At 38.2% G+C, this 24,188-nt stretch carries 23 protein-coding genes; 3 read left to right on the forward strand and 20 right to left on the reverse strand.

The window, feature by feature from the left end:
• Positions 1-101: 101 nt before the first annotated feature.
• The 10 genes from carB to IGL90_RS07200 all read right to left on the reverse strand — a co-directional run bounded on the left by carB (position 102) and on the right by IGL90_RS07200 (position 12,626).
• Entirely contained in the window at positions 102-3,284 is a 3,183-nt protein-coding gene (carB, locus tag IGL90_RS07155; RefSeq protein ID WP_002361908.1) for a carbamoyl-phosphate synthase large subunit, read from the reverse strand.
• Positions 3,284-4,363: a carbamoyl phosphate synthase small subunit gene (locus tag IGL90_RS07160; RefSeq protein WP_002360175.1), complete on the reverse strand. Its 1,080-nt coding sequence runs from the start codon at positions 4,361-4,363 to the stop codon at positions 3,284-3,286. Before IGL90_RS07160 ends, carB begins: the two co-directional genes overlap by 1 nt.
• A 2-nt stretch (positions 4,364-4,365) precedes the next feature.
• Positions 4,366-5,649 (reverse strand): dihydroorotase, encoded by a 1,284-nt coding sequence (locus tag IGL90_RS07165; RefSeq protein WP_002357412.1) that lies wholly within the window; start codon positions 5,647-5,649, stop codon positions 4,366-4,368.
• An 8-nt stretch (positions 5,650-5,657) separates the two neighbouring features.
• Complete coding sequence (locus IGL90_RS07170) at positions 5,658-6,584, reverse strand: aspartate carbamoyltransferase catalytic subunit (RefSeq protein ID WP_002357411.1); 927 nt, start codon at positions 6,582-6,584, stop codon at positions 5,658-5,660.
• A 13-nt stretch (positions 6,585-6,597) separates the two neighbouring features.
• Positions 6,598-7,878 (reverse strand): solute carrier family 23 protein, encoded by a 1,281-nt coding sequence (locus tag IGL90_RS07175; RefSeq protein ID WP_002357410.1) that lies wholly within the window; start codon positions 7,876-7,878, stop codon positions 6,598-6,600.
• 16 nt (positions 7,879-7,894) lie between these two features.
• Complete coding sequence (gene pyrR / locus IGL90_RS07180; RefSeq protein ID WP_301280621.1) at positions 7,895-8,434, reverse strand: bifunctional pyr operon transcriptional regulator/uracil phosphoribosyltransferase PyrR; 540 nt, start codon at positions 8,432-8,434, stop codon at positions 7,895-7,897.
• A 338-nt stretch (positions 8,435-8,772) separates the two neighbouring features.
• Positions 8,773-9,678: an RluA family pseudouridine synthase gene (locus IGL90_RS07185; RefSeq protein WP_002371061.1), complete on the reverse strand. Its 906-nt coding sequence runs from the start codon at positions 9,676-9,678 to the stop codon at positions 8,773-8,775.
• A complete protein-coding gene (lspA, locus tag IGL90_RS07190; protein WP_002360174.1) occupies positions 9,665-10,141 on the reverse strand; it encodes a signal peptidase II in 477 nt (158 codons plus the stop codon). Before lspA ends, IGL90_RS07185 begins: the two co-directional genes overlap by 14 nt.
• Before the next feature lie 5 nt (positions 10,142-10,146).
• On the reverse strand, positions 10,147-10,851 hold the full coding sequence (locus IGL90_RS07195) for a CBS domain-containing protein (protein WP_002360173.1): 705 nt from the start codon (positions 10,849-10,851) through the stop codon (positions 10,147-10,149).
• Between the two features lie 104 nt (positions 10,852-10,955).
• Positions 10,956-12,626 carry a formate--tetrahydrofolate ligase gene (locus IGL90_RS07200; RefSeq protein WP_048737047.1) on the reverse strand — a complete coding sequence of 557 codons (1,671 nt, stop codon included), beginning with the start codon at positions 12,624-12,626 and terminating at the stop codon, positions 10,956-10,958.
• A 178-nt stretch (positions 12,627-12,804) separates the two neighbouring features.
• Between IGL90_RS07200 and IGL90_RS07205 the strand changes: the two genes are divergently transcribed.
• Positions 12,805-13,011, forward strand: coding sequence for a cold-shock protein (locus IGL90_RS07205; RefSeq protein ID WP_002357404.1), 207 nt, complete (start codon positions 12,805-12,807; stop codon positions 13,009-13,011).
• 104 nt (positions 13,012-13,115) lie between these two features.
• Here the strand turns inward: IGL90_RS07205 and IGL90_RS07210 are convergent, their stop codons facing one another.
• Positions 13,116-13,577 carry an EbsA family protein gene (locus IGL90_RS07210; RefSeq protein ID WP_002366775.1) on the reverse strand — a complete coding sequence of 154 codons (462 nt, stop codon included), beginning with the start codon at positions 13,575-13,577 and terminating at the stop codon, positions 13,116-13,118.
• A 100-nt stretch (positions 13,578-13,677) separates the two neighbouring features.
• Here IGL90_RS07210 and IGL90_RS07215 point away from each other — a divergent pair, with 100 nt between their 5' ends.
• Positions 13,678-14,085 carry a ribonuclease HI family protein gene (locus tag IGL90_RS07215; protein WP_002357402.1) on the forward strand — a complete coding sequence of 136 codons (408 nt, stop codon included), beginning with the start codon at positions 13,678-13,680 and terminating at the stop codon, positions 14,083-14,085.
• Between the two features lie 129 nt (positions 14,086-14,214).
• Here the strand turns inward: IGL90_RS07215 and ybaK are convergent, their stop codons facing one another.
• The 8 genes from ybaK to IGL90_RS07255 all read right to left on the reverse strand — a co-directional run bounded on the left by ybaK (position 14,215) and on the right by IGL90_RS07255 (position 21,821).
• Positions 14,215-14,730, reverse strand: a complete 516-nt coding sequence (ybaK, locus tag IGL90_RS07220) for a Cys-tRNA(Pro) deacylase (RefSeq protein WP_002397353.1) — start codon at positions 14,728-14,730, stop codon at positions 14,215-14,217.
• Positions 14,727-15,488: a type I 3-dehydroquinate dehydratase gene (aroD, locus tag IGL90_RS07225; protein ID WP_002357400.1), complete on the reverse strand. Its 762-nt coding sequence runs from the start codon at positions 15,486-15,488 to the stop codon at positions 14,727-14,729. Before aroD ends, ybaK begins: the two co-directional genes overlap by 4 nt.
• A gap of 155 nt (positions 15,489-15,643) precedes the next feature.
• Positions 15,644-17,428: an ABC transporter ATP-binding protein gene (locus IGL90_RS07230; RefSeq protein ID WP_104859297.1), complete on the reverse strand. Its 1,785-nt coding sequence runs from the start codon at positions 17,426-17,428 to the stop codon at positions 15,644-15,646.
• The gene (locus tag IGL90_RS07235; RefSeq protein WP_048737051.1) at positions 17,428-19,179 is read right to left on the reverse strand and encodes an ABC transporter ATP-binding protein; all 1,752 of its coding nucleotides are present in this window, start codon (positions 19,177-19,179) and stop codon (positions 17,428-17,430) included. Before IGL90_RS07235 ends, IGL90_RS07230 begins: the two co-directional genes overlap by 1 nt.
• A gap of 196 nt (positions 19,180-19,375) precedes the next feature.
• Positions 19,376-19,594, reverse strand: coding sequence for a YneF family protein (locus tag IGL90_RS07240; RefSeq protein WP_002357397.1), 219 nt, complete (start codon positions 19,592-19,594; stop codon positions 19,376-19,378).
• A gap of 193 nt (positions 19,595-19,787) precedes the next feature.
• Positions 19,788-20,681 (reverse strand): deoxyribonuclease IV, encoded by an 894-nt coding sequence (locus IGL90_RS07245; protein WP_002357396.1) that lies wholly within the window; start codon positions 20,679-20,681, stop codon positions 19,788-19,790.
• Between the two features lie 10 nt (positions 20,682-20,691).
• Positions 20,692-21,159, reverse strand: a complete 468-nt coding sequence (locus IGL90_RS07250; RefSeq protein ID WP_048737053.1) for a DUF1801 domain-containing protein — start codon at positions 21,157-21,159, stop codon at positions 20,692-20,694.
• Positions 21,159-21,821 (reverse strand): YdeI/OmpD-associated family protein, encoded by a 663-nt coding sequence (locus IGL90_RS07255; protein ID WP_002361915.1) that lies wholly within the window; start codon positions 21,819-21,821, stop codon positions 21,159-21,161. The genes IGL90_RS07250 and IGL90_RS07255 overlap by 1 nt, the downstream gene beginning before the upstream one ends.
• A 436-nt stretch (positions 21,822-22,257) precedes the next feature.
• Between IGL90_RS07255 and IGL90_RS07260 the strand changes: the two genes are divergently transcribed.
• A complete protein-coding gene (locus IGL90_RS07260) occupies positions 22,258-22,548 on the forward strand; it encodes a hypothetical protein (RefSeq protein WP_002393362.1) in 291 nt (96 codons plus the stop codon).
• A gap of 255 nt (positions 22,549-22,803) precedes the next feature.
• Here the strand turns inward: IGL90_RS07260 and tyrS are convergent, their stop codons facing one another.
• The gene (tyrS, locus tag IGL90_RS07265) at positions 22,804-24,066 is read right to left on the reverse strand and encodes a tyrosine--tRNA ligase (protein WP_002357324.1); all 1,263 of its coding nucleotides are present in this window, start codon (positions 24,064-24,066) and stop codon (positions 22,804-22,806) included.
• Positions 24,067-24,188 lie beyond the last annotated feature (122 nt).

Genomic DNA, 24,188 nt, shown 5'->3' on the forward strand with positions numbered 1-24,188 from the left:
CCTTCACTCCTTTATTCTCTGATTCCCCTATAAATGATTTTCTATTTCTTCGTAAAAGAATCTGGAACAGTCCTCCTCAGACGATTGTTCCAGATTTTTGCTTAAATGGCTTCTGTCGTAAAGGCTCTTGATTCTAAAACTTTTAAAATCGCATTCGCTGTGTCAAGTGAGGTAAACAATGGAATCCCATGTTCGACTGCTTCCCGACGGATTGAAAACCCATCTTGGTTGGCACTGGAACGATTTTTATCCATGGTATTGATTACCACTTGTGCATTCCCATTACGAATGACATCCAGCACGGTTTCCCCTTCAGGATTAGAAATTTTCGTCACTTTCTTAACAGGCAACTGATGCTTCGCTAAAAAGTCAGCGGTTCCTTCCGTTGCGACTAAACTATAGCCAATTGCTGAAAAACGCTTAGCAATTTCTAACGCCTCTTCTTTTGTTTCATCAGCAATGGTGAAAAGTACAGCTCCATAACTTGGCAAATGCAAGCCAGATGCTTCAAAGGCTTTATACAAGGCTTTTTCTAAATAATAATCACTACCCATAACTTCCCCAGTTGATTTCATTTCAGGCCCTAAGTACGTATCTACTTTTTGTAGTTTCGTAAAGGAGAACACAGGGGCTTTCACATGAACTTGTTTACTTTCAGGGTATAATCCATCTTGATATCCTAGGTCAGTCAGTTTCTCACCAAGAATCGCTTTTGTAGCAACTTGGGCCATCGGAATCCCTGTGATTTTACTTAAGAAAGGAACTGTTCGACTCGCACGAGGATTCACTTCAATCACATAAACACGATTTTCATGAATAACAAATTGAATATTCATCATGCCTACACAGTTTAAACCAAGTGCTAGTTTTTTTGTATAATCGGCAATTGTTGCCTGAATTTCTTGAGAAAGATACTGCGGTGGATAAACCGCCATTGAATCGCCAGAATGAACGCCAGCTCGTTCAATATGTTCCATAATCCCTGGAATTAGTACTGTTTCACCATCACAAATGGCATCAACTTCACATTCTTGTCCCAATAAATAGCTATCAACCAAGACAGGATGTTCTGGAGAAGCTTTGACTGCATGTCGCATATAATCTTCCAAATCCTTTTGATTTTCGACAATTTCCATTGCACGACCACCTAAAACATAACTTGGACGCACTAAAACGGGATAGCCGATACGATCAGCAATCACGACTGCTTCTTCTGCACTTGTGGCCGTATCTCCTGGTGGTTGAGGAATCTCTAACTCTTGCAAAGCTTGTTCAAATAAATCACGATTTTCCGCACGATCTAAATCTTCAATCGTTGTTCCAAGAATTTTAACGCCTTGTTTTGTGAGCGGCTCAGCTAAATTAATCGCTGTTTGTCCACCAAATTGGACGATCACGCCAATCGGATTTTCTAAATCAATCACATTCATGACATCTTCTAAAGTTAATGGCTCAAAGTATAATTTATCAGAAACAGAGAAATCTGTTGAAACTGTTTCAGGATTACTATTCATAATAATTGCTTCATAACCAGCCGCTTGGATTGCTTTGACAGAATGAACGGTTGCATAATCAAACTCGACCCCTTGACCAATGCGAATGGGACCAGAACCTAATACTAGTACAGAAGGCTTTTTCGAAACATTGCTTTCGTTTTCCACTTCATACGTGCTATAAAAATAAGGCGTATGTGATTCAAACTCTGCAGCACACGTATCCACCATTTTATAGACGGGCACAATTTGATTGGCTCTGCGGAAGTCAGCGATGGCTTGTTCTGTTTGTCCCCAAAGTGCTGCGATTTTCCGATCAGAAAAGCCATTTTGTTTGGCTTCTTTCAAGACAGCTACGTTGTCCACGTGACTTTCAAGGGTTGTTTCAATTTCGATAATGTGTAAAAGTTTATCCAAGAAGAATAAATCAATTTTCGTTAAACTTTGTAATTCTTCGATGCTATATCCTCTACGAATGGCTTCTGATAAGTAGAACAATCGATCATCTTGCGCATGGACCATTTTCTTCGTTAATTCTAAATCACTGACATGACTTAGTTCTGCTAACTCGTTGTGATAAGCACCAATTTCTAAAGAACGAACTGCTTTTAATAAGGATTCTTCAATATTGCGGCCAATTGCCATGACTTCCCCGGTTGCTTTCATTTGCGTTCCTAGTTCTCGAGCACCTTTTTCAAATTTGTCAAAAGGCCAACGAGGAATTTTGGAAACAACATAGTCCAAAGCCGGTTCAAATTCGGCATAAGTGGTTCCAGTAACTGGATTTTTCATTTCATCTAATGTTAAACCAACAGCAATTTTTGCAGCTAACTTCGCAATGGGATACCCTGTGGCTTTACTAGCAAGTGCAGATGAGCGAGAAACACGAGGATTCACTTCTATCACATAATAATTAAAGCTATGCGGATCCAAAGCTAATTGAACATTACAGCCACCTTCAATTTTTAATGCACGAATAATTTTCAAAGACGCATCTCGCAACATTTGGTATTCATAATCTGATAAGGTTTGACTCGGAGCAAAAACAATCGAATCCCCAGTGTGAATGCCGACAGGATCAAAGTTTTCCATGTTACAAACCACAATCGCATTATCAGCCGAATCACGCATCACTTCATATTCAATTTCTTTAAAACCAGCAATACTTTTTTCAATTAAACATTGTGTAACTGGTGATAATTTCAGACCGTTTTCGGCAATTTGGCGGAGTTCTTCTTCCGTATCACACATGCCGCCGCCTGTTCCACCTAAAGTAAATGCGGGACGAACGATAATTGGATAGCCAATTCGTTTGGCAAAAGCCACGGCTTGTTCCACCGTATTGACAATTTCACTTTCTGGAATCGGTTGTTCTAATTCTTCCATCAATTGTTTAAATAAATCACGGTCTTCCGCTTGGTCAATCGCACTGAGCTTTGTTCCTAGCAATTCTACATTTAGCTCATCTAAAATTCCTGATTCCGATAATTCCATCGCCATATTTAATCCAGTTTGACCACCTAATGTTGGTAGAAGAGCATCAGGACGTTCTTTTCGCAAAATTCTTGAAACAAATTCTAAAGTAATCGGTTCGATATAAACATGATCCGCGATTTCCTTATCGGTCATGATAGTCGCTGGATTTGAGTTTACTAAGACAACTTCATACCCTTCTTCTTTTAGCGCTAAACAGGCTTGTGTGCCTGCATAGTCAAATTCTGCTGCTTGTCCAATAATGATTGGTCCTGAACCAATCACCATGATTTTCTTGATGTCCGTTCGTTTTGGCATTAGTTTTGCTCCTTCCATGCATCCATTAATTCCATAAATTCGTCAAATAAATGAAGACCATCGTGCGGTCCTGGAGCCGCATCTGGGTGATATTGCACAGTAAAAGCTGGATAATCTCGATGACGCACGCCTTCAACCGTTCCATCATTGACTTCCACGTGGGTCACAAGTAATTTTTCTGGATCAATTGTTGCTTCATCTACGGCATATCCGTGATTTTGTGAAGTGAAATCAATGCGTCCTGTTGCAATTTCTCGTACAGGATGATTCAAACCGCGATGTCCAAACTTCATCTTATACGTATCCGCACCATTTGCTAATGAAAATAACTGATGACCTAAGCAGATGCCGAAAATTGGAACTTTTCCTTGGATTGCTTGAATCATTTCAATAGCTTCAGGCACATCTTTGGGATCTCCAGGCCCATTTGTCAACATGACACCATCGGGACTTAATTCTAAAATCTCTTCGGCCGTTGTATTATAAGGCAACACGGTTAAGTTGCATTGCCGTTTTGATAATTCTCGCAAAATACTATGTTTCAACCCGAAATCAACGACGACTACATTACGCCCAATACCTGGACTCGGATAAGGTTTAGTAGTGGAGACTTGTGCCACTTGATTTTTCGGCATGACCGTCGCTTTTAGTTGATCAAATGCATGCGGCAAATCATCCACGGCATCAATGATGCTCCCTTTCATTGTTCCAGCTGATCGTAACTTACGAGTCAGCGCACGCGTATCAATTCCTGAAATTCCCGGAATCCCTTTGCGCTTTAAAAATTCATCCAAGGTCATTTGTTGACGCCAATTTGAAGCAACCCGCGCATGCTCTTTAACAATGACACCTTTACAGGTTGGTGCAATGGATTCATAATCATCTCGGTTGACCCCGTAATTTCCAACTAATGGATACGTAAAAGTAATCATTTGTCCATTAAAACTTTGGTCAGTAATTGCTTCTTGGTAACCTGTCATGCCAGTAGTAAAAACAACTTCTCCTACTACATTGCCTTCTGCACCAAACGCTTTTCCTTCAAATACTGTTCCGTCTTCTAAAATCAATAACCTTTTCAAACCTACTGCGCCTCCTCCGACCAAGCTAATGCTCCGTCAACAAATGTCATAAGTGTCTTTCCTTTGACTGTCCACCCTGTAAATGGTGTATTGACAGCCATTGATTCAAATGCTTCTGCATCAATTGGTGCAGCTGTTGCTAAGTCAAAAACTGCAATATCTGCTGGTGCACCAATTGTTAGTGTTCCTGCGTTTAATCCAAAAATTTCTGCCGGTTTCACTGCCATCCAATCAATCACTTGTTCTAATGTGAAAATGCCTGTTTCGACAAAGTTCGTATAAATCAATTGGAAGGCCGTTTCACTACCGACAATGCCAAAAGGTGCGTTTAAAAATGATTGTTGCTTTTCTTCTAAACCATGGGGCGCATGGTCGGTAGCAATACAGTCAATCGTGCCATCTAACAAGCCGTCAATCAATGCTTGTCGATCTGCTAAACCACGTAATGGCGGGTTCATTTTCCAAAACCCTTCGTCACCAGGAATATCCTCATCGACTAAAATTAAATGGTGTGGCGAAACTTCGGCTGTTACGTGAATCCCTGCTTTTTTAGCATCTCGAATAACGCGCACGCTTTCTTCTGTTGAAACATGACAAACATGATAATGAACGCCTGTTTCTTTCGCTAAAGTAATATCCCGAGCAATTTGTGAAGCTTCCGTTGCACTTAAAATCCCTGGTAGGCCTAATTTCTTAGAAACTTCTCCTTCATGCATCACACCACCAAATAATAAAGATTCATCTTCCGTGTGCGCAACAAGCGCCATATTTAATGCAGCCGCTTCTTTCATGGCTAAGTACATCGTTCCTGCCGTTTGGACACCAACACCATCATTCGTAAATGCAAAGGCACCCGCTTCCTTTAAGGCTTTCTGATTGGTTAAAACTTCACTCCGTAGTTCTTCTGTAATGGGCGCATATTGTAAAACTTTCACGACTGCATCTTTTTGAATTAAGTCGTAAACCTCACTTAATTTTTCAGCCGTATCTGGTACTGGATTCAAATTGGGCATTGCGCAAACCGTAGTAAAACCACCGCGAGCAGCAGCTTTACTACCCGTTTTAATCGTTTCTTTATACGTAAAGCCTGGTTCTCTAAAGTGAACATGCACATCCACCAAGCCTGGCGTGATTAGTTGCCCGTTCGCATCAAACACTTGCTCAAAATCTGCTTCGTCAAACGATTCTCCGATTGCGTGAATCACACCATTTTCTAGCCAAAGTGCTGCCTCAATCAATTGATTCTCTTTTTTGATGATTTTTCCATTCTTAATTAACGTCTTCATTTCTCCACCTAGGCCTTTCCATGTAAAATTGCTTCCAAAATTGCCATGCGCATAAAGACTCCGTTACTCATTTGCGCGACGATTCTTGATTGCAGACTTTCCACTAATTCATCTGCCAGTTCAACATCCCGATTGACTGGCGCTGGATGCATAATAATTGCGTGTTTCTGTAAACGAGTTGCCCGTTCGTTGGTTAAACCATATTCCAAATGATAGCCTTCTTTTGAAAAACTTTCCTTACCATCATGACGTTCGTGCTGCACGCGAAGTAACATCATCACATCGACTTTTTCAACAATTTCATCTAGCGGCACATATTGTCCATAGACATCAAACTGATGATCATACCACTCTTCTGGACCTGAAAAATAAATTTCAGCGCCTAAACGGTTTAATAACTGCATATTTGATTTAGCAACGCGAGAATGTGTAATATCTCCCACAATCGCCACTTTCAAGCCTTCAAATCCACCAAATTCTTCATAAATGGTCATCAGATCCAATAAACATTGTGTAGGGTGTTGTCCACTCCCGTCCCCACCGTTAATAATAGAACATTGAATCGTTTTACTTTGAATCAATTCATCGTAATAATTTTCTTTACCATGACGAATGACTGCTACATCTACACCAATTGCCGACATCGTTAGTACTGTATCGTATAACGTTTCTCCTTTTTGAACAGAACTTCTACTTGCTTCAAACTCAATCACTTCTAAGCCTAATTTTTTCTCAGCTACCTCAAAACTTTTATGTGTTCGAGTACTATTTTCAAAAAACAAGTTTGTTGCAAAATATTGACGTTCTTCTGGGTGCCATTTTGCCCCCTGTTTAAATTCTCCTGCGCGACGGATTAACCCCATGACTTCACGGTCGGTTAAAGCCTCAGCAGTTAAAAGATGTTTTAAACTAATTCGTTCAGATGTAATAATCATTCGTCCAGTCCTCCTACTGTTCTTCGCTACGTGCGTTTTCCGGTAAAATTAAATTCAAAACAATTCCTAAGACGGTTGCTAATGCCATTGAAGACAATTCAAAGGTTCCTACTTTGAAGACTAAGCCACCAATGCCGATGACTAAAATTACTGAAGCAATCAATAAATTCTTTTTCTTATCAAAATTAATCTTATTATCGATTAAGATTTTCAAACCACTTGCGGCAATCACACCGAACAAGACGAAACTAATTCCTGAAATAACTGGTCCTGGGATACTTAGAATCAAGGCACTTAATTTTCCAACAAATCCTAAAGCTACAGCGAACACCGCGGCTCCACCAATCACGAAGACACTGTGTACTCTTGTAATTGCCAACACGCCGATATTTTCACCATAACTTGTAACTGGCGGTCCACCAACAAAACCTGCTACAATTTGCGCTAAGCCATCTCCCATTAAAGTTTTAGATAAGCCTGGGTCTTGGAAAAAGTTGCGCTTGGTTAATTTATTCAAGACCATTAAATGACCAATATGTTCTGTCATTGTTACAAAAGCAATTGGTGCCATTGTTGTAATGGCATTTAAATACAATTTCGGTTCATATTGAACAAAAGGTACTTCAAAATTCGGTAAAGCAAACCACGCAGCTTCTTTAATAGGGGTTAAATCAATAATTCCGAAAGCTAAAGCGACTAGGTACCCACTGACAATTCCCAAAAGAATTGGAATTAATCCTAGGAAGCCTTTGAAAAACATGTTGTAAAAAATGGTTAAGCCTAAAGTAATCAAGGCTACGGCAATATATTTAAAATCATAAACGTTGTTGTTATACATTGCGTTATTTGCGGCGTTAGCAGCCAAGCCTAAACCGATAACCATCACGACAGGTCCTACAACGATAGGCGGTAAAATTTTATCCAACCAGTCGGAACCAATTTTTTTAATGATTAATGAAACGATTAGGTATACCAAGCCGGTTGTCATAGCACCTTGGGCAATGGCTGGATAACCATCACTCTTCATTAACATCTGCATCGCTGCAATAAAAGCAAAGCTACTGCCAAGATAGGCGGGGATTTTTCCTTTTGTAGTAATCAGATAGACCATTGTTCCTAATCCTGAACTGACTAACGCAATCCCTGGGTCAATTCCCACTAAGATTGGTACTAAAACCGTTGCGCCAAACATCGTAAATAAATGTTGTAAACTTAGGCCAACCCAGTGAAAAGCTTGCGGTCTGTCTTTAATATCTAAGACTGCATCCTCATTTCGAAATTCTTTTTCTGACAACGTTGTTCACTCCTTTTTATTCGTTTCCTTTACTGATCATAATACGATCTGCGCCGTCACGCTCTTCCATTTCCACAATAATTTCCTCAGTTTTTGATGTTGGAATATTTTTTCCTACATAATCGGCACGAATCGGTAGTTCCCGATGCCCACGATCTACTAAGACTGCTAAAGAGATTTTTCTTGGACGACCTAAATCCATAACAGCGTCCATCGCAGCACGAATGGTCCGGCCCGTGTACAAGACATCATCCACTAAAATAACTTCTTTACCTTCAATTGAGACTGGTACGTCAGAAGAATGTAATTCAGGTTCCTCCATATCTTTCACATCATCACGATACAAAGTAATATCTAATTCACCAACTGGCACGTCAATATCTTCTAATTGTTTTAAGCGTTCGGCTAGACGTTGTGCAATGTATATCCCACGCGTTTTAATTCCTACTAAAACAATGTCTTGAATTCCTTTGTTTCTTTCAATAATTTCATACGAGATTCGAGTAAGCGCTCGTTTCATTGTGACTGCGTCAACAACTTCTTTCTTTGGCATAATAATTTCCTCCTCATTTCTTTTTTATCTACGTCCTCGCTGTCTTGGGGTCAGCGATTCTTCCTTCAATTGAGCAGCTGAAAAATAAGTGGATTTTTATTGAAATTGTCCTGTTATTTTTTCCAACAAAAAATCCTCCTACCCGTATGAGGATAGGAGGATGTTGGTTACAGTTTAAAAAGGTACAAGGGTACCATGTAGCCCACACAACTTACTAACTAAGCGCACCTAGTGTTCTTTTGCATGATTCCTTCTTAGCCTCACGGGACTAAACTTAAAGGTTACAGTTATTTAGTTATTTTTCTTCTTAAAAAAGAGTTTACCTCTTCTTCAGAAAAAAATCAATGATTATTTCTTAATTGGTGTAAAGTTTTTTCAAAAACTTCTGGTAAAGGTGCTTCAAAGACTAATTGTTCACCTGTAGTAGGATGTGTAAAGCCTAATAACTTCGCATGTAAAAATTGTCCATTGCCAGGCAATGTTTTTTTCGGTCCATATAATGGATCTCCAGCTAATGGATAACCGATATATTTCATGTGAACACGGATTTGATGTGTCCGGCCTGTTTCTAGTTGTAATTCAACTAAGGTAAATGCATCAAAACGCTCTAAAACAGTAAAATGCGTGACTGCTTCTTTACCGCCTTCAATGACCGCTTGCATTTTACGGTCAACCTTGGAACGACCAATAGGCGCATTTATTTCTCCCTTATCGTGAGGAATAACACCGTGGACCAAGGCAACGTATTTACGTAACGATGTTTTTTCTTTTAGCTGTTTCGCTAATGATTCATGGGCTTGATCATTTTTAGCCACCATCAATAGCCCCGAAGTATCTTTATCAATTCGATGAACAATTCCCGGTCGCACCACATCATTAATCGCCGATAAGTGATCCGCATGATGAAGTAACGCGTTCACTAATGTACCATTGGGATGCCCTGCCGAAGGATGAACGACCATGCCTTGAGGTTTGTTGACGACAATCACATCATTGTCTTCATAAACAATGGTCAAAGGAATATCCTCTGCTACCATATCTAGAACTTCTGGTTCAGGAATTGTTACAACAATTTCATCGCCTGCTGTAACTTTGTAATTTGCGCGGACCGTTTCACCATTAACTGTTACGTGTTTTTCTTTTAACCATTGTTGAATTTGCGAGCGGGAATGATTGGGTAAATGTTCACTTAATACTTTATCAATCCGGCCTTTTTCTGTTTGAATCGTTACGTTAATTTGTTCCATTTTTGCCTTCCTTTGCTGCTTTTTCATCTAAAATCAAATAAATAAATATACAAATAACGCCGACCACTAACGTACTATCTGCAACATTAAAAATAGGAAAATTCATAAAATCCGTTTGGAGCATGTCCACTACGTAGCCTAAACGTACACGATCAATAAAATTCCCAATGGCACCTGCTAAGACAAAAGATAAACCTACAGAATACCAGATACTTTTTTTATAATTCTTAATTAATAAATAAATAATCACGACACTAACAATTACTGTGATGACATAAAAGAATATCATCTTTCCTTCTAATAAGCTCCAAGCGGCTCCGGTATTTCTTAAATGGGTCAGCGACAAAAATCCAGGAATGAATTCTTTTGTTTCACCCAAAGAAATGTTTTGGACCGTCAAATATTTGCTCCATTGGTCAAGCCCTACTAATAAGGCACTGATTAAAAAATATACTACTAACAATCGCGTCATTCCTTTTCTCTATGAATACTTGCTAAATCTCTTGGTCGAACAATGCCTACTAACTCACCATTAGGATGGCCACTTTTACTAATAAGCACAGCTTCTAAGCGTGGCTGCTCCCGAAACATTTGTTCAACTTCAAAAACGGTTGCTTCAATTGAAACAAATTGATAGTTGCTGCGTTTATAATTTGATGCCAACAATTCTCGCACCGTTCGGTTGGCAATGTGAACTTCGCCTTTGGTGCTCTCAATGGCAAACCATACACCAATCCCTCGAACCGTGATTAATCCTTTAAATACACCTTTTTCATAAATCGGAAATTGGGAATATTGTTTTTTTGCAATAATCGTTAATAACGTTTCTAAAGAAGTGGTGATTTCAAAAGCTGTAACACGTTTCGCAAATTTAGGCACTACTTTTTCTGGTTTTGTTAAAGCTTGTTCAATCGTTTCAATTCGTTGAACTGCCCATTCGTTTGGCTCTGCAATTACAAAATCATCAGCAATTCGCTCATGAACGATGGCATTTCTTAACTGAGCCATTTGAAGCAAATCCTCTTCAAATTGAGCAATCTGTCCTTTTTCTTTTCGGGAAAGACGTCTTGTCATTTCACTGAATCCCATGTTGACAGGATTGTTCAGTCTCTCTCTCATCCACTTTTCAATGCGATTAAAGTGTGCTAAAAATGTATCTGCTCGTTCCCCCATAGTCGTTGCTCCTTATAATAAACTACGCAATAAATTTCCGTCATTATTTTTTATTGAGCTACTTTCAAGTATATACTAAAAATAGGTCTCAGGAAAGAGCGGCTTTAAAAGAGACCGCTCGCTTGACCCGTTTCGTCCACATCCATATTTAACGCAGCAGGAACTTTCGGCAAGCCAGGCATCGTTAAAATGTCACCCGTTAACGCCACGATAAACCCTGCACCGATTTTTGGAACTAGCTCACGAATCGTAATCGTAAATCCTTCTGGCCGTCCTAATTTTTGAGGATCGTCAGAAAGTGAATACTGTGTCTTCGCCATGCAGATTGGTAATTGATCCCAACCATTTTTTGTAAAGTCTGCGATTTGTTTTTGCGCTTTCGGAGAAAAAATCGCCTGTTCCCCGCCGTAAATCGTTTGTACAATGGCTTGAATTTTTTCTTCAATAGTTTGGCGAGGATTATATAAAGGTTGAAACTGTTTTGTATTGGCTTCAATCTCTGCTACTACTGTTTTCGCTAGATTCGTGCCACCTGCGCCACCTTGCGCCCAAACACTTGTTAACTCGACGGGCACGCCTAACGCTTGGCAGGCTTCTTTCAACAGTTGAATTTCCTTCTCTGTATCCTGTGTAAACTCATTAATTGCAACAACTACTGGTACATCATAACGTTGCATGTTTTGAATATGTTTTTCTAAGTTGGCAAAGCCTTTTTGTAACGCTGGTAAATTTTCTTCTGCTAACTGATCTTTCGCCAAACCGCCATGCATTTTCAACGCGCGAATCGTTGCCACAATCACAACGGCATCGGGTGCTTTTCCTAAAGAAGGTACTTTAATATCTAAAAATTTTTCGCCACCTAAGTCGCCACCAAAACCTGCTTCTGTTACGACATAATCCCCTAGATGCAAAGCCGTTTTTGTCGCTAAAATACTGTTACATCCATGAGCGATATTGGCAAAAGGACCACCGTGAACAAAAGCTGGAGTTCCTTCAATCGTTTGAACTAAATTAGGTTTTAAGGCGTCTTTCAATAATAAAGTCAGGGCACCTGCCACGTTTAAATCTTTAACCGTCACCGGCTCTCTTTGGTCATTATAGGCGACAATAATCCGACTTAAGCGTTCTTTTAAGTCCGTTAAATTTTGCGATAAACAAAGAATCGCCATAATTTCGCTTGCCACAGTAATATCGAAACCGTCTTCTCTTGGTACACCTTGGAAAGGACCGCCTAAACCAACAACGACCTGTCTGAGCGCACGATCATTTAGATCCACTGCACGTTTCCAAATCACCCGCCGAGAATCAATCTTTAATTCATTTCCTTGCTGTAAATGATTATCTAGTAACGCAGCTAAGGCATTATTGGCTGTCGTAATGGCATGCATATCACCAGTAAAATGCAAATTGATTTCTTCCATTGGTAATACTTGTGCGTAACCGCCACCTGTTGCGCCACCTTTAATCCCCATCACAGGACCTAATGATGGTTCTCTTAGGGCAATAACTGTTTTTTTATTGATTTGATTTAATGCATCTCCTAAACCAATGGTCACGGTTGACTTTCCTTCTCCTGCTGGCGTTGGATTAATCGACGTAACGAGGATTAATTTACCTTCTGGTTTCGCTTCTAAGGATTGAAGCGTTGGAAAATCTATTTTCGCTTTGTATTTTCCATAAAGTTCGAGCGAATCTTCTGAAAGACCGATTGTTTCGGCAATCTCTTGAATAGGTTTTAATGTTGCTGCTTGTGCAATGTTAATATCTGTCTTCATAACGGACCCCTTTTCAATTCTTTATCGTCTTTGTGACACATTGTTTCTTTTAAATTATAGCTTGTATTGAATAGAATGGCTAGAATAACCTTTTTTAAACAACCCAACCATTGACGTTTGGTAGCCTTTTCTCGTATAATGAAAGTGTCTTTACAAATCTAAAAGGAGCGTGAATTGGATGCAAAAAGGAATTGTCAAATGGTTCGATAACAGAAAAGGTTATGGTTTTATCGTTTACAACGAAGAAGATGAGATTTTTGTCCACTTCACTGCTATAGAAGGTGACGGATTCAAATCACTTGATGAGAATCAATCTGTAGAATTCGAGATAATGGAAGGCAATCGTGGGCTACAAGCAGCACATGTCAAAAAAATAGATAACTAAAAAAGCTGAACCAACAGCGCTTAGCTCCAAAAAGTAAGTAAACGTAGCGTTTGTTTCAGCTGATTATTTTAAGATTTTGAGAGTGGGTCACCAGTCGTTTCGACTTATGACTCACTCTTGTTTTTTTCTTCTTTTTTATGAAGGCCCAAAGAATGATCTTCTGCTACCTTCAATTCAGGCTTTTTTACCTTAAGTGCCTCAAGAAATAACGGAATCGTTTTCTTTTTCATTAAAAAGACTTTTGAGCCTTCCTTAAATTCTGAGGAAAAAATTTCGATGCTTTTTTCATTGTAGGTTACTTTTTCTATCTGAGAAAGCGGAAGTGCTTTTTTGCGAAACCATAAAACATCTCTGACAATTAAAGATGTTTCTGTCAGGTTAAAAGACCGCGCAATTCCTAGATACGCAAACACAAAAAATGGAACCATCACCAGATTACTAATCAAGTAAGGACCATTATTTTCCAATGCTAAAATTAAACTAATAAATAATATACAAAATGTGCAAGACCAGTAAATAATTGTTGATGCTAATTCTGGCTGCCAATAGAATTTCTGTTTTTTCATAAAGTGCCCTCACTACTTCTGGATCAACGCCGCTAAATTTAAATATGTTATAATAGTAACATACTTTTTTTAAGAACAAAAAGAAATTAGGAGTAATTTTATGTTAAGAATTTATGTAGATGCTGCAACAAAAGGCAATCCAGGTGAATCTGGCGGCGGTATCGTTTACCTCACCGACCAATCGCGGCAACAATTGCATGTGCCTTTAGGCATTGTTAGTAATCACGAAGCCGAATTTAAAGTGCTGATTGAAGCTTTAAAACAAGCGATTGCCAATGAAGACAATCAACAAACCGTTCTTCTCCACTCAGATAGTAAAATTGTTGTCCAAACAATTGAAAAAAACTATGCTAAAAATGAAAAGTACCAGCCTTATTTAGCAGAATATCAACAACTAGAAAAGAATTTCCCTTTGCTCTTAATCAAATGGCTACCTGAAAGTCAAAACAAAGCGGCCGATATGCTCGCACGGCAAGCATTACAAAAATTTTATCCCAATAAAAAGTAGCACTGTCTACTTAATGCTTTTCCTTTATTAATTTGATAATTAAACACGTGGAGCAAAAATCCCTAGTGATTTTTGCTCCACGTTTAAAAACAGATAAACGGTTCTGTCTCGACTTCTTCTTATAGCCACTTATTCTTTTGTCGTTATTTCCGCAAATTGTCCATTGGTTAGCGAAAGGATTGCTTCAGGAGCTAATTCAATTTGCATGCCACGTTTGCCTGCAGAAACAATAATTGCAGAATATTGTTGAGCTTCTTCAGCCAAATAGGTGGGAAATTGTTTTTTCATCCCAATTGGTGAACAGCCCCCACGAATATAGCCTGTGGTTGCTTCTAAATCTTTTAAGTGAAGCATTTCTACCTTTTTGTTGCCACTAGCTTTCGCTAATTTTTTCAAATCTAATTCTTGATTACCAGGAATGACAGCCACGACGGGACCTGTTTTATTACCTACTGTAACCAAGGTTTTAAAAATTCGTCCTTTGTCAATACCTAAACTTTCAGCGACACTTTCTGCACTTAAATGATCTTCGCTCCAAGCGAATTCATATTCTTTATATGGTACTTTATGTTGTTCTACCATGCGCATCGCATTCGTTTTTTGTTGTGTTTTTTTCTTTGCCACTTTTTTCACCTTCTGAATCACTTGTTTTGTTCGAATGTCTTTAAATAATTTCTTAATACTTGTACGGATAGTTGGCCTGGTGCAGACGCTTGCTGGGCGGAGCCAAAAGTTAGTGCCGACCCGAACAGTTGACCTGTTACGCGACTAATCATCCCTAACTGTCCCATTGACATAGTAACGATTGGGACGGATGCATAATGGGTGTACATTTCATTGGTTGCTGAAAGTAACGTAAGTACATCTGTCGCATCTTGTGGCATCACAGCTATTTTACAAATATCCGCCTGACGCATTTGCATTTGGCGTAACCGCGCGACAATCTCCTCTTGCGACGGTGTTTTCTGAAAGTCGTGATTACAGAGAACAATTTTAATCCCCGCCTTTTTAGCTTCATGAATTAACGTATCTGCCGCCAGTGGATTCGCAAATAATTCAATATCCAATAAATCCAACGCACCCTTTTTCACTAATTCATGATACAAAGCAAAATAATTTTCCTCGGAAAAAGCCATTTCGCCACCTTCTTTTTGTGTACGAAAAGTTAACAATAACGGTTTTTGCCCCAACCGTTCCATCACTTGTTGTGAAAGATTACATACATCGGAAAAATCAGCGACATTTTCATAATAGTCTAAACGCCATTCCACCAAATCACAATCTAGTGTTTGGCTCGCCGTTGCTTCGGCCAAAATATCCTCGGCTGTTGGAGCAACAATGGGCACCACAATTTTGGGATTCCCTTCACCTATTCGCACATTTTTGACTATAACTGGCTTCACAGTTCCACCTAACTTCCTCGTTTGTTTTTCTCTCTTCATATCATACCATTTCTATTCTTTTTTGCAATTTAAAGAGCTACAAAGACACCTAGAATTAGGAATTTCCTAACACTAAATGTCTTTGTTTGGGTTATTTAACTCTTTCAGTTGTTACGTTAAACTTCCGTACTTTGTAACTGATACATATCCGCATAAAGGCCACCTTCTGCCAATAACGTTTCATGCGTTCCTCGTTCTACAATCTGTCCTTTGTCTAAAACTAAAATCAAGTTTGCATCACGAATCGTCGAAAGGCGATGCGCAATCGCAATTGTCGTTCTCCCTTGACGCATTTTGGCTAATCCTTCTTGAATCAATCCTTCTGTTTCTGTATCAATATTAGCGGTTGCTTCATCTAAAACTAAAATTTTGGGATCAGTCACAATCGTTCGTGCAAACGAAATTAATTGACGTTGTCCACTAGAATAACTCGCTCCTCGTTCAATGACTTTCGCATGATAGGTATTGGGTAACGTGTGGATAAATTTATCCGCCTGAACAAATTCCGCAGCCTGTTTAATTTGTTCATCTGTAATATTGGGATTCAGTAAACGGATATTTCCAGCAATATCTCCATAAAACATGAAAGCGTCCTGTAATACTAAGCCCATCTTTTCCCGTAATTCTGTCATGGGAAAATCACGAATGTCACGATCATCAATTAAAATCTGCCCTTCATAAAATTCATAGAAGCGCATGAGTACATTAATAATTGAACTTTTACCACTTCCTGTATGACCGACTAAAGCGACGGTTTCCCCGGGATTTGCAACAAAGCTAATATTTTTCAATACTTCGTTTTTGCCGTCATAAGAAAAAGTAACATTGCGAAATTCAATTTTCCCGCGAATAATTTCCCCATTCGCACCTACTGATTGTTGCGGCGTTAATTCTTCCGTATCCATAATTTTTAAAATACGGCTACCTGCGACAATCCCATCTGTAAAGATACTTAGGAAGTCCATCATTTGCGTCATCGGATTAAAAAAAGCTTGGACATACGTTACAAAAGCATAAATCATCCCCGCTTCAACAGGTGAATGTAAAGCATCGATGCCAAACATAGTTAAGGCCAATGCAATCGCCAACGTATACAACAAATTAATGATGGGACTTAATAATAACGAATTCATACGAATCATTGCTACACGTGTTTTTAAATAATCATCATTGGTTTCCTCAAATTCTTTTTCCAAACGCTTTTCTTGGCGAAATTGTTGAATGATTTGCATACCAGAGATGTATTCATTTAGTTTGGTGTTTAATTGACTTAATTTTTCCCGCATACTGCGATATAATTTTGAACTAAATTTTTGGTAATACCAAATCACAACTAATAAAATTGGCAAGAAAATTAGACAATAAAATGAGATTTCTGGACTGAGTTGAAACATTGCAAAAAATGACGAGATTACGGCAAAAATTCCTGTAATCACCATTAAGAATACATACCAGAATTCAAACAATGTTTCTGTGTCATTTGTAACACGAGACACCGTCGAACCCGCTGGTGTTTGATCAAAATAACGCATACCTAAAGTGTGTAATTTTTCAAATAATTTCACTCGTATATATTGATACGTTTTTAAAGAAGCCATCGAATACAAATACCATTGGAAAAACCAAACAATACTTTTGACAATGACACCAAAAAAATAAATAGCAGCAAAAGTTAGAATCACCTGCATTGTAGCAGTTTTAGGCGTTAAATAATTATCCATAAAAACTTGAATGACTCTAGGCAAAAGAATATTGATAATTGATAAGACAAATGCAAAGAGAATAGCTGTGTAAAACATGCGTCGAAACGGTTTGGCAAAACGAAACAAACGCTGAACAATCGTTAATTGTTCTTTCAGCGGTAACTCTCTGGACCATTCGGATTGATACTTTTCTTCCATTAACTCTCACTCCCTTCAATTTTCGCTTCTAATTGCTGTTTTTCCCACATCCGCTGATACCAACCCTTCTGAGCCAGTAACTCCTGATGTGTCCCCCGTTCAATAATTTTCCCTTCATCCAACACTAAGATTTCTTTTGCATGCATGACACTACTTAAACGATGCGCTGTAATAATAGTGGTTTTTTCTTGGCGTGTTTCTTTTAGATTTGATAAAATCGCCTCTTCAGTCTTCGCATCGACTGCAGATAAGGCATCGTCTAAAATTAACAATTCTGGTTCAACAATCAAGGCCCGTGCAATAGAAATCCGTTGTTTTTGTCCTCCAGAAAGCGAAACGCCACGTTCCCCAACCATTGTGTCATAGCCTTCAGGGAATGCTTTAATTTCTTGGTTAATAAATGCTAATGCTGCCGCTTGTTCAACTGCTGCTTGTTCCAAGTCTGGTTTAGCAAAACGAATGTTATCTCGTACCGTCATGGAAAAGAGAAAATGGTCCTGTGGCACGTAACCCATTGCACCCATCAATGCATCTAATGTGTAATTTTTAATGTCATGTTTTCCAAAGGAAATCGTTCCTTGGTATTGGTCATATTCACGCATCAACAACTTCAAAATAGTGGTTTTACCAGCGCCTGTTTTGCCAACAATCCCCAAAGTTTCTCCTTCTTGCAACGAAAATTGGATATTTTCCAACGCCACTGCCTCTTCTTTTGGATAAGAAAAAGAATCAATCTTCATTGAAATTGTTCCTTGCGCCATTGTTTTGATGGCATCTTTTCGTTCGATAATATGCGTTTTTTCATGTAATAATTCGTTCACACGATCGTAACTAGCATTCCCACGTTCTAACACATTAAATAAGCGCCCAATCGCAAACATTGGCCAAACTAGCATCCCAATATAGGCAATGAAAGAGACCAACTGACCTAAACTAATCGTTCCTTCCATGATGAAACGACCACCAATAATAATTGTCAAAACATAAGAAACACCAATAATCAGCGTAATAAACGGATCAAATAGTGCATCTAAAAAGTTCGTTCGTTTATTTTTGACGATAGCATCATCAATTTTCTCTGTAAAATCAGCAAGATCTTCTTTTTCTTGCCCAAATGTTTTAATGACTTTAATTCCAGTGATACTTTCTTGTGTTTTATCATTAATCGCTGAAAAAGCAGCTTGTGAATCTCGAAAGGCATCATGCAACTTAGAACCTAGAACTCGTGAGGTGACCGCTAATAAAGGCAGCGGTAATAAAGCAATTAATGTTAAGCGCCAATCGACAAATAGAACCATTGCGATAATTGTTGTTCCTCCCGTAATCACAGAGTCAGCAAATGTTAAAATCCCAGCTCCAGCCACATTTTGGATGGCATTTAAATCATTGGTTGCATGCGCCATCAAGTCACCTGTCCGATATTTCTGATAAAAGATACTATCCATTTTTGTGAAATGATGAAATAATTGAGTCCGTAGCTCTTTTTCCAAACGAGCGGCACTCCCCCAAATATGCATCCGCCAAATATAGCGAAAAAGATATTGGGCAAGCCCAGCACCAACCAAGAGTGCAACCCACACGATAATTTTCGTTAAGCGAATTTCTTTGTTAACGATTTCATCTACAACGACGCCAATAACTTTGGGCGGGACTAATTGAACAAGAGCGACCATCATTAATGAGAAAACCCCAATAATATAACTTTTTTTCTCTTGCTTAAAAAACCAGCCTAATTTTTTGAATATGGACATTCAGTTGTCCCTCCTTTACTTTGTTGTTCTACGAAGACTACTTTCGAGCTAGAAGGTTTCTTCGTTATTGTTGTTTTTGATTAAACGTTTCGCTCTTTTCCTCCTAGATTATCCTATTCTCCCGCAAAACAACAAAAAAACGGACTGAAAATCAGCCCGTTTTTACACTTATTCATGATTACCTGAATAACCTTTACTATTTTCCTTGGTTTTTCATTTGTTGCATCATTTGTCTAACCTTTTTCTCTGACGGTTTTTGACCCATTGATGCCATCATCATGCGTAACATATCCTCATTAACGGGAGGATTTTTTTTGAAATAATCTTGCATATATTTGCGTGCAAGGAAAAAGCCCCCTGCAGCGCCTACTAATAAAGCGATTACTGCGATTAATACTACCCAACCTGTTGCCATTGAAACTCTCTCCTCTCCGTATAGTTTTGCTCTCAATGAATTATTTTACTAGAAATAGCAAAAAAAGAAAAGTTCTTTTTGCGGGATTTCTCTTAAATAATGAAAAAAGTCTGATTTTTTTGCAAAATAGTGATTAAAAGTCAAAAATATACGCTCTTAAATGTCAATAGGACCTTTAAGAGCGATTGTTGCTTTAGTTTTGTCCTTGAATTTTTTCTAATAATTCTGGATCAAATGTTTGATTTTTTAACATCGCAATTTCAAAGCCGTAAGGGGCCTTTTTATTTTTTTTGTCTTCTCCGACATAAGGTGTTTCTAAAATTTTTGGTAAAGCAGTTAATTTTTCATGGTGAACCACACCGTTTAAAGCTTCAAAACCAATAGTGCCAAAGCCAATATTGGCATGACGATCTTTATGTGAGCCCATAGGATTTTTAGAATCATTCACATGAATAACTTTTAAACGATCCAATCCGATAATTTTATCAAATTCAACTAATACGCCATCAAAATCATCTTTTACATTATAACCTGCATCATTAATGTGGCAAGTATCCAGAGTGACAGAAAGTTTATCATTCAGCGTAACTCCGTCAATAATCGCAGCTAGTTCGTCAAATGTACGGCCGATTTCGGTCCCTTTACCAGCCATTGTTTCTAAAGCGATTTGAGGGATTTGCTCTTTCCACAAGACTTCGTTTAGACCTTTAACAATTTGTTTGATGCCGGCTTCTGGACCTGCGCCAACATGCGCACCTGGGTGTAACGTGATTTGCGTTGCTCCCAACGCTTGTGCTCGCTCAATTTCTTGTCGCAAAAAGTCTACGGCAAAACCGAAATTTTCCGTTTTAATTGTATTACCTAAATTAATAATATACGGGGCATGAACGACGATATTACTTAAATTGTGTTCCTTCATAAAAGCTTGCCCAGCTTCAATATTCATTTCTTCAATCGGTTTCCGGCGCGTGTTTTGTGGCGCGCCTGTATAAATCATAAAGGTTGTTGAGCCATAGCTAGCCGCTTCCTCGGCAGAGCCTAATAGCATTTTCTTGCCACTCATACTAACGTGTGATCCTAATAACATGTGGTTCCTCCTAATAATTCTTCTTTTTCTTTTGGTGGTGTTGATACTGTTGCAGCCATTCTTCTAGCGTGATTTTTGTTACTAATTCGCCAATTAGTTCATAGGGTATTCGCTTAGGATTAGTGAAGCGAATACAACTTTTCCCCATGTTTAGCTTTGTTGACACTTGTTCCTGATAGGCTTCTTGAAACCAACTTCGGACGGCTTCATTTCCCATTAATACCATGTGATATAAAGCTACTTGCCTTTTAGTAGCGCCTAAGCTGATAAATGGTAACGGTTCATCACCACGGTTGAGATAGCCTTCTGGAAATACTGAAAGCGGCACAACAAAGGTTGGCATGCCATATTGCATCGTTAATTCAAATCCTGCTGGCAAATTTTGCGAAACGACGTCTAATACTTGCTGATAAGCAATTCGCCATTTTGGTTCAACTGTTTCGATGTATGCTGTAACTGTTTCAATTGACTGCGCCATTATTTCTTCCTTTGCTGATAAAGCGCTTTGGTTTTATAGCCTTCTTTTAAAATGACTAACATTTCAGTTTGCCGCTTTTTCCGTGTCTCCGCTCGCTTTGCACTAAATACATACCGCGCCCACTCTTTTTGATAACCAGGCGTTAATGCAGCGAATGTCGCTGCAGCAGCTGGTTCTGTTTGTACCAACGCTTCAATTTCTGGTAAATATTGAACATAATCCCCAACAGCAGAACTGGTCTGATTCTTCGCTGGCTTTTTAAGAACATTCTTCATGCCGACAACCGTAAAAGTCTCATCTAAACTAACCATGCGATTAAATTTTAAGGTTGAGCCTTTAATATACCCATCTGCCTCGTTTACTTGTAATGTTGGAAAAATTTCATCTCGGTGGACAAAAGTTGGATACATTTTATTGCCTTTTTTCGGATAAGCCACATATAACAACCCATTTTCTACTAAATGTTGACCTTCAATCACCATTGAAACAATCTCTTGAAATTCCGCCATCGTTTTTACAAATGCAAAAATCAGCTCAACTGGTTCTGAGGGTAATTGCTGCGCGGCTGAAGCAAATTCAGATAGATACTCTGCCTGTGGTCTATTTAAAATAACTGGGTGCTGATACTTCGTTAAGTTTAACTTTTCGACAATTGATTTCATAACCTACTCCTTATAGCGACTGCACTTTTTATTCTAGCATAGCACAAGTTATCTGTAATTGAATATGCCCAATAGTAAAAAAGAGTTTTTTGTAACATTTGTCCTTTTGATTTTCAGCTTTTTATTTCAATACTATCTTGACAAAGGACTTTTCTTACAGTCCTCCTTATTGTTGATACAACAATACCCACCCATTACTTTTCTAATATAGTCTATAACAAATTTGAATTTTTATTGTAGACTTTTGTGAACATTGATATACTATCTTTATCGTCTATATGCTTTAACCAATACTTTTCCTTAATGAATCACCATAGAGAGGAATAATAGTCTAACTTTATTAGTGATTAACACTTTGGACATTCACAAAAAGCTTGAAGCAATAAATATATTAGCAATAATAATTTTACTGGAAAGGTGGTGAAATAGAGTGGGAATGTTTACAAAAGGACAAAAAAGTGCTGCAGAATCTATTTATCAAAAAGAAATAAAAAAATTTTTAAAACCTAAAGATGGTTTAACTCATCTAGTTATGGTAAATAGTTTTAGTAAATGGATTAATCAAAATTTTGGCTGTGAGGACAAATACACTACGCAAATTGATGAAATAATATCTTCTATGCAGTTAGATGGTTATGAAATTGTTGATATAAAAATTGATTCACTACAAAATCAAGGTCTGTCAGGATCTATGGAAGGTTTCCATACAGTAATATTATACAAGTAAGGATTGGCTATCTGTAGTGAGACTTAAAAATTAGACAGAATACCGACCAGAGAAACTTGGTCGGTATTTTTATATAATAAACCGTTCAAGATAATGTTGGTGACTATTGATTCTAGTACTATAAGCAAAACTTTATAAAAAGACTTGCTTACATTAAGGTAAACAAGTCTTCCTAAAGCAAAATATTAAGCTAGTATTAACTGTTAACTATTATTTTTAATTTATAAACCGTATAAGATTGAAGTTCACAGTGTTTTAGTATTTTAACAAGAAATATTTTTTCTTACCGCGACGAATCACAGTAAATTGCCCTTCGATTTTATCAGTTTCTGTCAATTCAGCTGCTAAATCTTGTCTACGTTCTCCATTGACGTAAATCGCTCCATTTTGAACATCTTCACGGGCTTGACGTTTGGATGGTTCTATTTTTGAGGTAACTAATAAGTCAACTAAACTTAATTGATCCTCTGGTTGCACCTCGTACGTTGGTACATCTTTAAATCCTTGTTTAATTTCTTCTGCTGTTAAGCTTTGGATATCTCCGCTGAACAACGCTTCTGAAATTTTAACCGCTTGATGATAGGCTGCTTCACCGTGGACTAAAGTAGTCACTTCTTTGGCTAACGCTTTTTGCGCAGCACGTTGACCTGGGTTCGCTGTAAATTCTTCTTCAATTGTTGCAATTTCATCCAATGTTAAGAAAGTAAAGTATTTCAAGAATTTCACGACATCACGATCATCTGTGTTAATCCAGAATTGATAAAATTCATATGGCGAAGTTTTTTCCGCATCTAGCCAAACTGCGTTTCCTTCTGTTTTACCAAATTTGGTACCATCTGCTTTTGTAATTAAAGGCATAGTTAAGCCAAATCCTTGAACTTCTTGTTCTCGGCGTAATAATTCAATCCCTGAAGTAATGTTTCCCCATTGATCACTGCCGCCTAATTGCAATAAACAGCCTTCTGTTTCGTACAATTTCAAGAAATCATACGCTTGTAATAATTGATACGCAAATTCAGTATAAGAAATTCCTGTTTCGATTCGGCGTTTCACGCTTTCTTTACTCATCATATAATTAATTGTAAAGTTTTTTCCCACATCACGTAAGAAATCAATTAATGAAAGTTCTCCAAGCCAATCATAGTTATTTGCTAGAATCGCTGGATTTTTTTCATCTTCAAAATCGATAAAACGTGACAACTGGCCCTTAATACTTTCAGACCAAGCTTTCACTGTATCAAGTGTGTTTAAACTACGTTCTGCATCTTTGAATGATGGATCACCAATCATGCCTGTTCCGCCACCAACTAAAGCAATGGGCACATGACCATTTTGTTGGAAACGACGTAACATAAGAATTGGCAGTAGATGCCCGATGTGTAAACTGTCTGCCGTTGGATCAAAGCCGATATATAATTTAACAGATTCTTCATTTAATTGTTTTTGTAAGGCTTCTTCATCTGTGACTTGGTAGACCAACCCACGGGCTTTTAATTCTTCAAAAAAAGCTGAATTCATGATTTTCCTCCTATAGTAAAACATAATAATAGATCAAATTCCCCTATTCATAGTAACCGATTCTGTCACACTTGAAAAGTCAAAAAATGAGATTTCCCTATTTTCTCTTAAGTTTTTTCAAC

Source organism: Enterococcus sp. DIV1307a (assembly GCF_050537425.1).
GTDB lineage: Bacteria > Bacillota > Bacilli > Lactobacillales > Enterococcaceae > Enterococcus > Enterococcus faecalis.

Excerpts from the sequence above, each read along its gene's own strand:
- IGL90_RS07200 (WP_048737047.1), bottom strand. The coding sequence starts at position 12,626 with ATGAAGACAGATATTAACATTGCACAAGCAGCAACATTAAAACCTATT.
- IGL90_RS07230 (WP_104859297.1), bottom strand. The coding sequence starts at position 17,428 with ATGGAAGAAAAGTATCAATCCGAATGGTCCAGAGAGTTACCGCTGAAA.
- carB (WP_002361908.1), bottom strand. The coding sequence starts at position 3,284 with ATGCCAAAACGAACGGACATCAAGAAAATCATGGTGATTGGTTCAGGA.
- IGL90_RS07240 (WP_002357397.1), bottom strand. The coding sequence starts at position 19,594 with ATGGCAACAGGTTGGGTAGTATTAATCGCAGTAATCGCTTTATTAGTA.
- IGL90_RS07260 (WP_002393362.1), top strand. The coding sequence starts at position 22,258 with ATGTTTACAAAAGGACAAAAAAGTGCTGCAGAATCTATTTATCAAAAA.
- IGL90_RS07165 (WP_002357412.1), bottom strand. The coding sequence starts at position 5,649 with ATGAAGACGTTAATTAAGAATGGAAAAATCATCAAAAAAGAGAATCAA.
- IGL90_RS07170 (WP_002357411.1), bottom strand. The coding sequence starts at position 6,584 with ATGATTATTACATCTGAACGAATTAGTTTAAAACATCTTTTAACTGCT.
- IGL90_RS07205 (WP_002357404.1), top strand. The coding sequence starts at position 12,805 with ATGCAAAAAGGAATTGTCAAATGGTTCGATAACAGAAAAGGTTATGGT.
- IGL90_RS07210 (WP_002366775.1), bottom strand. The coding sequence starts at position 13,577 with ATGAAAAAACAGAAATTCTATTGGCAGCCAGAATTAGCATCAACAATT.
- tyrS (WP_002357324.1), bottom strand. The coding sequence starts at position 24,066 with ATGAATTCAGCTTTTTTTGAAGAATTAAAAGCCCGTGGGTTGGTCTAC.
- IGL90_RS07235 (WP_048737051.1), bottom strand. The coding sequence starts at position 19,179 with ATGTCCATATTCAAAAAATTAGGCTGGTTTTTTAAGCAAGAGAAAAAA.
- IGL90_RS07245 (WP_002357396.1), bottom strand. The coding sequence starts at position 20,681 with ATGTTATTAGGATCACACGTTAGTATGAGTGGCAAGAAAATGCTATTA.
- IGL90_RS07255 (WP_002361915.1), bottom strand. The coding sequence starts at position 21,821 with ATGAAATCAATTGTCGAAAAGTTAAACTTAACGAAGTATCAGCACCCA.
- IGL90_RS07185 (WP_002371061.1), bottom strand. The coding sequence starts at position 9,678 with ATGGAACAAATTAACGTAACGATTCAAACAGAAAAAGGCCGGATTGAT.
- IGL90_RS07215 (WP_002357402.1), top strand. The coding sequence starts at position 13,678 with ATGTTAAGAATTTATGTAGATGCTGCAACAAAAGGCAATCCAGGTGAA.
- IGL90_RS07195 (WP_002360173.1), bottom strand. The coding sequence starts at position 10,851 with ATGGGGGAACGAGCAGATACATTTTTAGCACACTTTAATCGCATTGAA.
- IGL90_RS07250 (WP_048737053.1), bottom strand. The coding sequence starts at position 21,159 with ATGGCGCAGTCAATTGAAACAGTTACAGCATACATCGAAACAGTTGAA.